The 11758-nt window shown below is 62.4% G+C and carries 7 protein-coding genes; 4 read left to right on the plus strand and 3 right to left on the minus strand.

The genetic code is table 11. The features are described from left to right. The first annotated feature begins 93 nt into the window (after positions 1–93). Positions 94–327, plus strand: a complete 234-nt coding sequence (locus tag LGQ03_RS14300; RefSeq protein WP_226749032.1) for a methyltransferase family protein — start codon at positions 94–96, stop codon at positions 325–327. A gap of 183 nt (positions 328–510) precedes the next feature. Here the strand turns inward: LGQ03_RS14300 and LGQ03_RS14305 are convergent, their stop codons facing one another. The 3 genes from LGQ03_RS14305 to LGQ03_RS14315 form a co-directional block, all read right to left on the minus strand. Beyond that, on the minus strand, positions 511–2667 hold the full coding sequence (locus LGQ03_RS14305; protein WP_226748944.1) for a malate synthase G: 2157 nt from the start codon (positions 2665–2667) through the stop codon (positions 511–513). A 103-nt stretch (positions 2668–2770) separates the two neighbouring features. Next, entirely contained in the window at positions 2771–5893 is a 3123-nt protein-coding gene (locus LGQ03_RS14310; RefSeq protein WP_226748945.1) for an efflux RND transporter permease subunit, read from the minus strand. Further along, complete coding sequence (locus tag LGQ03_RS14315) at positions 5890–7044, minus strand: efflux RND transporter periplasmic adaptor subunit (RefSeq protein WP_226748946.1); 1155 nt, start codon at positions 7042–7044, stop codon at positions 5890–5892. The genes LGQ03_RS14310 and LGQ03_RS14315 overlap by 4 nt, the downstream gene beginning before the upstream one ends. Before the next feature lie 214 nt (positions 7045–7258). Here LGQ03_RS14315 and LGQ03_RS14320 point away from each other — a divergent pair, with 214 nt between their 5' ends. The 3 genes from LGQ03_RS14320 (at position 7259) to urtB (ending at position 11670) form a co-directional block, all read left to right on the plus strand. Next, positions 7259–7945, plus strand: a complete 687-nt coding sequence (locus tag LGQ03_RS14320; protein WP_226748947.1) for a D-lyxose/D-mannose family sugar isomerase — start codon at positions 7259–7261, stop codon at positions 7943–7945. A 428-nt stretch (positions 7946–8373) separates the two neighbouring features. Further along, positions 8374–9666: an urea ABC transporter substrate-binding protein gene (gene urtA, locus LGQ03_RS14325; protein WP_056035592.1), complete on the plus strand. Its 1293-nt coding sequence runs from the start codon at positions 8374–8376 to the stop codon at positions 9664–9666. Between the two features lie 69 nt (positions 9667–9735). Further along, positions 9736–11670 (plus strand): urea ABC transporter permease subunit UrtB, encoded by a 1935-nt coding sequence (gene urtB / locus LGQ03_RS14330; RefSeq protein ID WP_226748948.1) that lies wholly within the window; start codon positions 9736–9738, stop codon positions 11668–11670. The last annotated feature ends 88 nt before the right edge of the window (positions 11671–11758 follow it).

Below are 11758 nucleotides of genomic sequence, written 5' to 3' on the forward strand. Positions count from 1 at the left end.
GGAAGCGGAGCGGAAGCGGAGCGGAAGCGGAGCGGAAGCGGAGCGGAAGCGGAGCTGAAGCGGAGCTGAAGCGGAGCTGAAGCGGAGCTGAAGATTGACGGCTTCTACCGCTGGTCGCGAAACCCGCAATACGTCGCCGACATGGGCATACTGCTCGGATGGGCGATCCTGTCCGCTGCTCCGTCTGCATGGATCATCGCATTAGGCGGCGTAGTTGCCTTCGCACTCGCCCCCTTCGCGGAGGAACCTTGGCTCGAAGATGTCTACGGTGCGCTTTACCGTAAATACCGCACCCGAGCTCCACGTTTCTTTGGCATACCGAGATAACTATGGCTTCATCAACAGCGGACATACGGCCAATGTCGGCTTCGTCCGCATGCCGGACTTCCCCGGCCTCACCGCGCATGCATCCTGACTGACCAATCTTCGGCCGCTGGCCCCGCGCGACAACGGTCAAAGCTGGCCACCCTCATCGCAAAGGGGCGGCCAGATGGCCGCCCCTTTGAAACTTCACTGCGCCTTGTATTCCAGACGGCGGGCATGCAGCACGGGTTCTGTGTAGCCCGATGGTTGCGTGCGGCCCTCGAACACCAGATCACACGCAGCCTTGAACGCGATGCCGTCGAATGACGGGGCCATCGGCGTGTACAACGGGTCACCCGCGTTCTGGCCGTCCACGACCTGCGCCATGCGTTTCATCGTCTCCATCACCTGATCGCGGCTGACCACATCATGCCGTAGCCAGTTCGCGATATGCTGGGCCGAGATACGGCAGGTGGCGCGGTCCTCCATCAGGGCGACGTCGTTGATGTCGGGCACCTTCGAACAGCCGATGCCCTGATCGATCCAGCGCACCACGTAGCCAAGGATACCCTGCGCGTTGTTTTCAACCTCGCGCTGGATCTGGTCGTCGGTCCAGCGACGATAGCTTGCGGTCGGAATGTCCAGCAGCGCCTCGACGTAGGCGCGTCTGCCACCCTTGCGCAGACGGTCCTGTACGGCGGCCACGTTCACCTTGTGGTAATGCAGCGCGTGCAGCGTCGCGGCGGTCGGGCTGGGCACCCATGCACAGTTCGCACCGGCCAGCGGGTGTTCGACCTTGGCATCCAGCATCGCGGCCATGTTGTCGGGGGCGGCCCACATGCCCTTGCCGATCTGTGCCTTGCCCGACAATCCGCATTCCAGACCGATATCGACGTTCTGGTTTTCGTAGGCGGTAATCCAGCCCTTGCGCTTGATGAAATCCTTGCGGCTGAACGGTCCCGCCTCCATCGAGGTGTGGATTTCGTCGCCGGTCCGGTCAAGGAACCCGGTGTTGATGAAACAGACCCGGTGCCGGGCGGCGCGAATACATTCCTTGAGGTTCACAGAGGTGCGGCGTTCCTCGTCCATGATCCCCAGCTTGACCGTGTGTTCGGGCAGGCCCAGCACCCGTTCGACATGGGCAAAGATATCGTTGGTGAATGCGACCTCTGCGGGGCCGTGCATTTTCGGCTTCACCACGTAGACCGACCCGGTGGTCGAATTGCGAATGCCAGCGTCCTTTTTCAGATCATGCATCGCGATCAGGGTGGTGATCATCGCGTCCATCAGACCCTCGAACACCTCTGCGCCCTGCGCGTCCAGGATCGCGGGGTTGGTCATCAGATGGCCCACGTTGCGCACCAACAGCAGCGCGCGGCCCTTGAGCGTCAGGTCGCCGCCGTCCGCTGCGGTGAACATCTGATCGGCGTGCAACGCGCGGGTGATCGTCCGCCCGCCCTTGTCGAATGTTTCGGACAGATCGCCCTGCATCAGGCCCAGCCAGTTGCCATAGGCCAGCACCTTGTCCTCGGCGTCCACACAGGCAACCGAATCCTCGCAATCGACAATCGCGGACAGGGCCGATTCCAGCGCAACGTCAGCCAGCCCAGAGGCCGCGGTCTTGCCGATCGGATGGCTGCGATCAAAGACCAGTTTCACGTGCAGGCCGTTGTTGCGCAAAACGATCGCATCGGGGCTGTCGGGGTCACCCTGATAGCCTGCGAATTTTTCGGGCTGCATCAGCGGCGTGCCGTCGACCAGCAACGCGCCATCCGCGATCCGGTAGCTGGCGGCCCCCGCATGGCTGCCACCCTCGACCGGGAATACATCATCAAGGAACACGGCAGATCGTGACACAACACGCGCACCACGGCCTGCGTTATAGCCTCCGCCGACCGGGGCCGCGCCCATCGCATCGGTACCGTAGAACGCATCATAGAGGCTGCCCCAGCGCGCGTTCGCCGCGTTCAGCACGAAACGCGCATTGGTGACGGGCACCACCAGCTGCGGGCCCGCCACGGTCGCGATTTCAGGGTCGGTATTGGTCGTCTGGATTTCGAAATCGTCCCCTTCGGGCACGAGATAGCCGATCTCTTGCAGAAACGCCTTATAGGCGACGGAGTCATGCGGCTGGCCTGCACGGGCCTGATGCCAATCGTCGATCTGGGTTTGCAGCGCGTCGCGCGTGGCAAGCAGTTCGCGGTTGCGCGGACCGAAATCATTGATCAGCGCTGCAAAACCATCCCAGAACGCGGATGCGTCGACGCCTGTGCCCGGCAGGGCGCGGTCCTCGACAAAGGCGGCAAAGACCTCTGATACCTGTAGGCCCGCGCGTTCCACCCGGCTCTCTGAACGATCTTTCATCTGCTGTCCCCCCGTTGATATGCATGGCGCGCCTGCGCGCGCGTCTGGCGCAACTTAGGCCAAACCGCGCGGGGGCAAACCCCCAAAACGACAGTGCCGTGTGCTACTCGGCGGGCAGACCCTGCGGCACACGCCGCTGGGCGCGGCGTTCGCCCAGCATCAGCATCGCAGGGGTTACGACCAGCGTCAGGACGGTCGCGACCACCAGACCGCCCACGATGGCGGACGACAATTCGGTCCACCACTGCGTTGACGGCGCGCCCAGCACGATTTCGCGGGTGAAAAAGTTAATGTTCATCCCGATCACCATGGGCATCAGGCCCAGCGCAGTGGTGATCGAGGTCAGGAACACCGGCCGCAGACGCTGTGCGCCGGTGCGCAACGCGGCCTCCAGTGGGGACTGGCCCGCCTTTTTCAGATCGTTGTAGGTATCGATCAAAACGATGTTGTTGTTCACCACGATCCCCGCCAGGGCGATGACACCAATGCCGCCCATGACGATCCCGAAGGGCCGCCCGGTGATCAGCAGCCCCAGCAACACACCCGCGATGGAAAAGATGATCGCGCTCATCACCACAAAGGCCTGATAGAAGTTGTTGAACTGGATGAGCAGGATCACGAACATCAGCAAAATGGCCGTGGCGAATGCGCTTAGCAGGAATATCATGCTCTCGGCCTGATCCTCGGCCTCGCCGCCGAAACTGAATTCGACGCCCTCGGGCAGATCGGCGCTGTTCAGGCGGGCGGTCAATGCAGTGACCTGATCGTTGACCAGCACGCCGGGGGCCACGTTGGCCTCGATGGTCATCACACGCTTTTCGTCGATCCGGCGGATGACCCCGGTGCGGTCCGTTGGGGCAAAGGTCACAAAGTTCGAGATCGGCACGAGACCGGATGTGGTCGGCACTCGCAGGCCCGCCAATTCCGCAAGTGACCGTTCCTCGCGCGGGAAACGCACGCGGATATCCAGCGACCCGTCCACGTCATCGGGGCGGTAATCCGCAACCGTGATGCCTTGGGTCAGCAGCTGCACCGCCTGCCCCAGCAGACTGACATCGGCCCCGAAACGTGCGGCCTCGGCCCGGTCCACGAGGATCGAAACCTCGACCCCCGGCACGGCACGGGTGTCGGTGACATCGGTGAAACCGCCCATTTCTTCCATGATGTCGCGGATTTGCTGCACGGCTGCCGGTTGCAGGTCAGGGTTGCGCGACGTGATTTCGATATTCACGGGCTTGCCTGCGGCGGGGCCTTCGCTCTCGGTCTGGACCTGCACGTCGATGCCGGCGATATCGGCCACGCTGGCGCGGATATCCTCGCCGATCTGGGCCGCAGGACGGCGGGTGTCCCAAGGGGTCAGGTCCAGCTGGATAACACCAATCGTTTCTTCGTCACCCTGCCCCGCGCTCATCATCGAACGGGCGTAGATGCTGGCGATTTCCTCGTAATCCACCAGACGATCCTCGACCGCGCGCACCAGTGCGTCGCGTTCAAAGATCGAGAAATTGTCGCGTGCACGGATCTGGACCTGCATGAAATCTGGTTCCACCGAAGGAAAGAACGTCACCCCGCGCCCGAACTGACCGTACAGCCCGAAACCGCCCAGCAGCAGCGCGACCGCCAGCAACAGCGTCGCACCTGGCCGCAGGATCGCCCATTCCAGAACGCGCACATATAGACCCGTCAGACCGCCGATATCGCGCGGATCACCCAGTTCGGCTGCGTGCAATGCCGCCTTGGCCTTGGCCGTCTGCGGCTGGCGTTTGCCGATCAGCCCGCCAACCACGGGGATGAACACCAGCGCCATGAACAATGACGCCGAGAGTGTCAGGATCACGGTGATCGGCATGAATTTCATGAACTCACCGACCATCCCCGACCAGAACAGCAAGGGAAAGAAAACGCATAGCGTCGTCGCCGTGGACGCAAGTATCGGCCAGGCCATACGTTTCGCGGCAAAGGCATAGGCCTCTTTGGCGGGTGCGCCCTCTTGCAGTTTGCGGTCGGCCAGTTCGGTCGTGACGATCGCGCCGTCCACGAGCATGCCCACCACCAGGATCAGCGAGAACAGCACCACGATGTTCATGGTGAACCCGAACGCCCACAGCGCGATCACACCCACCAGAAATGCGCCGGGGATCGACAGGCCAACCAGCACGGATGACCGGAACCCAAGCGCCAGCACGATGACGATCATCACCAGGATCACGGCGGCGATCACGTTCGCCTCGAGGTCGCTAAGCAGGTCCTTGACCTGTTTGGACTGATCCTGAAGGTAGGTGACGTTGACGCTGTCGGGCCAGTCGACGCGCATTTCCTCTACCGTGGCTTTGACCTCATCGACAGTCTCGATGATGTTGGCTCCCGAACGTTTGGTGATTTCCAGCGCCAGCGCGGGCTGCCCGTTGATGCGGGCGAATGAATCGGGGTCCTCGAACGTGCGGCGGATGGTGGCCACGTCGCCAAAGGTCACGACCGCGTCGCCGCGCACCTTGACCGGCATCGCCATCACGTCCTCGAGGTCCTCGATCAGGCCCGGCACCTTGAGGACGATGCGCCCCGAACCGGTTTCGATCGCGCCTGCCGCGACCAGCCGATTGTTGCGCTGAATCTGCCCGATCAGTTCATCGAACGAAAGGTTATAGGTCTGGAACACCGTGGGGTCGATCAGGACCTCCAGGAATTCGAAACGCTGGCCACCGATATCGGCCTCCAACACGCCGGACAGACCTTCCAATTCGGTTTGCAGGTCCTCTGCGATGCTGTTCAGCGTGCGTTCCGGCACCGGACCGGACAACACTGCCGTGATGATCGGGAACAGGGCCGTGTTGATCTCGGTGATGATGATGTCATTCGCGTCATCGGGCAATTCGCCCTGCGCGCGGTCGGCGGCCTCGCGAACCTTGTCCAGCGCCTCCTGGTTGTCGCCACCGGCGGTGAATTCCAGCTGGATGCTGGCAAAGCCTTCGGTTGCGTCCGACTTCATGCTGTCGAGTCCGGTGATCGAGGCGAATTCCGTTTCCATCGGTTCCAGCAGCAGGCGTTCGGCGTCGCCCGGACTGATGCCGTCCAGCCCCGTGGACACATAGAACAGCGGCAGCGGAATTTCCGGGTTGGCCTCCTTTGGGATCGCCGTATAGGCGTAGGCCCCGATCCCCATGATCATCAACAGCGCCAGGACGATGACCCGCGACCGCGAAAATGCTGCGTCAATGATGGCGTTCATTTGGTGATGTCCTGTTCACTGGGGATCACTGTTTCACCTGCGTTGACGAACCCCTGACCGACAGTGATGACGGCGGCATCATCCGGCAGACCTGTCACCCAGATTCCGTCGATCTGCGCACTGACCACCTCGATGGGATAGAACGCGACAGTATCATCTTCGGCCACGGTTTTCACCCCCAAGGTGCCATCGGTATCCAGCGACACGACCGAGGCCGACAGGAAATGCGCCGTGACATCGCCTGTGGGGATACTGACTTCGGCGGAAATACCCGCGGGAATGGCACCGTCATCATTCGCGATTTCGACTTCGGCCAGAAAGGTACGTGTTTCAGCCGCAGCCGAGGTGCCGACAAAGGTCAATGTGCCTTCGCGTTCTTCACCGGTGATGAAACGCACGGTGGCCGATTGCCCGACGGTCAGGCGGGTCAGAGACTGTTGCGGCACCTGAATGGCGACGGTCAGCGGCCTGATATCGACCAGACGGCCAACGGCTGTTCCGGCCGTGACGAATTCACCGGCATCCAGATCCAGCGTTTCGATTCGCCCGTCAAAGGGGGCAGTGATCGCCAGCGCATTCGCGGCCTGTTCGGCGGCGGTGACCTGCGCCTGTGCTGCCGCAAGTGCGGCACGCGCATCCGTGACCCGGTCGGTCGTCGCCACGCCGCGATCCAGCAACTGCTGTGCGTTGTCGAATTCGCGCTGCGCACTGGCCAGCTGTTCGGCGGCGCGGTTGGTGTCGGCGTCACTGTTGGACGGGTCGAACCGGGCGATCACGTCACCGGCGGATACGTCCTGACCCTTGCGGACCAGTACCTCGGCGATATCGCCAGAGGTTTCGGCGACCAGCATCGTGTCACGGTCGGGCAATGCCTGACCTTCGGCCTGAAAGAACTGAGTCACCGTTTCCGCCACGGATGGCGTGACGGCAACGGCGACGGGTTCAGGGGTCGTACGCCTGACCACCGGCTCTGGATCTTCGGAGGGGACCACGAAACCGCTGCCCATCCAGCCCACGATCAGCACGACGAACAGGCCCGCGATCCATGTGGATTTCGAGGCTCCCTTGTCGTCGGAAAAACGCAGACTGCGACGGGGCTCTGCCGCGCTGTCTGGCTGTGGTGCTGCGGATTGTGCCTGTGGCTTGGTCATCGAATGGGTCTCCGCTGCGCCAAACGCGCAGATTTGGGCCTATTTGGGGTGCAAGGCAGGGGTGAAGCAAGCCCAGAGCCCCAAATTACCCTGCTACGCCGCGCACATAGAGATGTCAGTCGCGCACAGATCACGATTTGCACAACTTTGCGGCCAATTGAATTGCGCAACGGCCACGCCTAGGGTGACACGGCGCATTGCGGGGGGAAATACGATGAAACGGTCCAGAATCAACGACATCATGGCAGCTGCGGATGACATGATCCGGCAGTATGGTTTTGTCCTGCCCCCCTTTGCCTATTGGACTCCGGACACATTCAAGGCACGGGCACAGGACGCCGCCCATGTGATCGATGCGCGTTGCGGCTGGGACATTACCGACTACGGACGTGGCCGATTTGACGACATGGGACTGTTTCTGTTCACCCTGCGCAACGGTCTGCTGTCAGACCTGCAAGGCGGTGGCGGCATGTGCTATGCTGAAAAACTGCTGATCTCGCGGCAGGATCAGCTGTCACCGATGCACACCCACATCATCAAGGCCGAGGACATCATCAACCGTGGAGGGGCCACGCTGGTTGTGAAACTCTACGGGTCCGACGATCAGGGCGGCTTTGCCGAGGATCGCGGCGGTGTGGTCATGTGCGACGGGATCGCGCGGCCCTATGCACCGGGTGAAAAACTGCGTCTTGCGCCGGGCGAAAGCGTGACACTGCGCCCCGGAGACTGGCACGCGTTCTGGGGCGAAGGCGGCGACGTCCTGATCGGCGAGGTCAGCACCGTCAACGACGATGAGACCGACAACGTGTTTCAGGCACCGCTGGGCCGGTTCGCCCAGATCGAAGAAGACACCGACCCCACCCATCTGCTGGTCAGCGACTACCCGGTCTGGCTGTCCTGACCCAGGCACCGCGCGCATGGCCAGGCTGTCGGTGCGGCATCGCCAGCGATGACAGACCAAACTCCCGACGGCGCTAGATCGATTCACGAAGTTGACGTGAATTTCGCCACGGCACGCAGTTCACATCGGCGTTATGCTTCGAGAACTGCGTGAAAATGCGGCATGCGACGTCTGCCTTGCGCGGAAAAAAGGCACCCCCGACCACCTGACGGCCAAGCTGTGAAAAAATCTGGCGCCGATGCTGCAGCTGCGAACAGGTTACACAGTGCCATCTCGGCACCATCGCCGCGCGGCGGGCTAACCCTGGCAGATCAAGCCCCACCACGCGACGACCACAACATCACTGCTGCGCGTCCTGCATAATCGGCACCGCGTTTTCACGAAAGCATTTTTCGTCCGGGACAAGCAGCGGAACATGGGGACTGAACATGAAAAAAACACTTAGAACAACTGCAGTATCCGTTGCTGCCCTGCTGTCGACCGCGTCGGTTGCATGGGCACAGGATTGCGCTGATCCGATCAAGGTCGGCGTGCTGCATTCGCTGTCGGGTTCGATGGCGATTTCGGAAACGACGCTCAAGGACGTGATGCTGATGCTGGTCGAAGGCCAGAACGCCAAGGGCGGCCTGCTGGGTTGCGAACTGGAGGCCGTCGTGGTCGATCCGGCATCCGACTGGCCGCTGTTCGCCGAAAAGGCCCGCGAACTGCTGACCGTGAACGAGGTCGACGTGATCTTTGGCAACTGGACGTCGGTGTCGCGCAAATCCGTGCTGCCGGTGATCGAAGAGTTGAACGGCCTCTTGTTCTACCCGGTTCAGTACGAGGGCGAGGAATCCTCGAAAAACGTCTTTTACACCGGGGCCGCGCCAAACCAGCAGGCAATCCCTGCCGTCGATTATTTCCTCGAAGAGCTGGGCGTGGAAAAGTTCGCGCTGCTGGGCACCGACTATGTCTATCCGCGCACGACCAACAACATCCTTCAAGCCTATCTGATGGACAAGGGGATCGCCGAAGAGGACATCTTTGTGAACTACACCCCCTTTGGCCAGTCCGACTGGGCAACCATCGTGGGTGACGTCGTGGCCCTGGGCGAGGACGGCAAACAGGTCGGCGTGATTTCCACGATCAACGGTGACGCCAACATCGGTTTCTACAAGGAACTGGCCGCCGCCGATGTCAGCGCCGATGACATCCCCGTCGTCGCCTTTTCCGTGGGCGAGGAAGAACTGTCCGGCCTGGACACCTCGAACCTGGTCGGTCACCTGGCGGCCTGGAACTACTTCATGTCCGCCGAAACGCCGGAAAACGCCGAATTCATCGCCGCCTGGCATGACTTCATTGGCGACGAGGCCCGCGTGACCAACGACCCGATGGAGGCGCATTACATCGGTTTCAACATGTGGGTGCAAGCGGTCGAACAGGCCGGCACCACGGATGTGGACGCCGTGTCAGAGGCGATGATCGGCCAGACCTTTCCGAACCTGACCGGCACGATGGCCGAAATGCTGCCGAACCACCACCTGACGAAGCCCGTGCTGATCGGTGAAATCCGCGCAGACGGCCAGTTCGACATCATCAGCCAGACCGAACCGGTTCCCGGCGACGCCTGGACCGATTTTCTGCCTGAAAGCGCGGTCCTGATCTCTGATTGGAAAGAGCTGGGGTGCGGCATGTACAATACCGAAACCGAAACCTGCGTTCAGTTGACTTCGAACTACTGAACCATTTGCCGGGGCGCGCAACCACCTGCGCCCCGGCACCTCCTCCCCATGCCCCAGGAAAAACCAGCCATGCTTCGCACATTGGCGTGCCTCTTGATCATCTGTGCCGTGGCCAATGGTGCCGCGGCCCAGACGCTGCAACCCATCCTGCAGACCCATGCCGCAGAGGTCGCCGACCCATCCCGCGGCAGTGTCTCGGTTGTGCTCGATGATCTTGTGGCCTCCGGTCTGCCGCAGGTGCCGACCTTTCTGGAACGCTGGTCGGACAAGGGCGTCTGGCAGAACACGGCTGACGGGCAGTTCTACTATGGCCGCACCGACGGCGATGACCTGGCCCTGACGGATATCGACACAGGCACACAGACCACCGTGGACCGCGCCGGATACACCGAATTGCGCCCCAACGGCGGTGTGCGCCGTGTCATCGGCACGGCCCTGGTGCAATTCCAGCTCAGCGATCCGGACCTGGGCCGCCGTCAAAGCGCCATCGATTCCATCGCACGCCGCCCCGACGCCGACCAACTTGCCCCGCTGCTGGCTTCGATCGACGGCGAACCCGACACGGCACTCCGGGCGCGCAAGATCCAGCTTGCCAACTTTCTCTCGGCCAGTTTTGCAGGTGACCCCGGCGACCGCATTGCCGCGATCGACAGCCTGTCGCGCGATACCTCGATCGAGGCGCGCGCCGTGCTGAACCAGATACTGACTACCCGTGACGTGGTGGCCACCGATGCGCCGGATGGAAATATCGCCCGGATCCTGACGGTCGGCACCGATATCACGGCGGACCAGGCCTACGACCGGCTGGTCGCCGCAGACCTGGCCCCCGCGGCGATCCCCTCTGCCGCCGTGCGCGATGCGCTGGCCGCCAATATCACAGATGGCCGCGTGGGCGGCATTCCCACCGCACAACTGAACACCGAGGCCACCCGCGCGCAGGCCTATGCGGCGCTGGCCGACCGCGGCCTCGTCCCGCCCCGCCTGACCGAAGAGGGACGCGCCGCCGCCATCGCGGCCCATGTCTTTGCCGAAGTTTACACCGAAGATGACCCCGCCATCACCGATGCGGCGCGCGCCGCGCTTTCGTCGGTGGAAACCCGTGTGGCCGCCGCCGGTTTCGCGGATCTGACGCTCGACGCCATGTCGCTGGCGTCGATCTACTTCCTCGCCGCCATCGGCCTTGCCATTACCTTCGGTGTTATGGGCGTGATCAACATGGCCCACGGCGAATTCATCATGATGGGGGCCTATACCGGCTACGTCGTGCAGCAATTCGTGCCGGATTACACGGTGTCGCTCATCCTGGCCCTGCCGCTGGCATTTGCCGTGACCTTTGCCGCTGGGGTCGCGATGGAACGGCTTGTCATCCGCCACCTGTATCACCGCCCGCTGGAAACACTGCTGGCGACATTCGGCATCTCCATCGCATTGCAGCAACTGGCCAAGAACATCTTTGGCACGCAGGCGCGTCCGCTGACCTCCCCCGGCTGGCTGGACGGTGCCTGGGTGATGTCAGACGTGATCCAGATCAGCTACATCCGTATCGCGATCTTCGTGCTGGCCCTGCTGTTTCTCGGCCTGATCCTCTACATCCTCAAACGCACCCGCCTTGGGCTCGAGGTCCGGGCCGTCACTCAGAACCCAGGCATGGCGGCTTCCATGGGGATCGACCCCGACCGCATCAACATGCTGACCTTCGGCCTTGGCTCCGGCATCGCGGGTATCGCGGGGGTGGCGATCGGCCTTTATGCGCAGGTCACATCCGAAATGGGCGCAAACTACATCGTGCAGTCGTTCATGACCGTGGTCGTGGGCGGGGTCGGCAACGTATGGGGCACGCTCGCAGGTGCCTCACTCATCGGCAGCCTGCAAAAAGGGATCGAGTTCCTGAACCCCTCGAACACGCTCGCCGCGCAAACCTACATGGTGCTGTTCATCATTCTGTTTATCCAGTTCAGACCCAAGGGCATCGTCGCCCAAAAGGGTCGGGCGGCGGCAGACTGATGCGCCGTCATCCGCAACACCCGTCCCCCCTTCTTCTGGTGGAAAATATCCCGGGGGGTGCGGGGGGCTGGCCCCCCGCCCAGGCGCC

The organism is Loktanella gaetbuli, from assembly GCF_020531945.1.
Lineage (GTDB): Bacteria > Pseudomonadota > Alphaproteobacteria > Rhodobacterales > Rhodobacteraceae > Loktanella > Loktanella gaetbuli.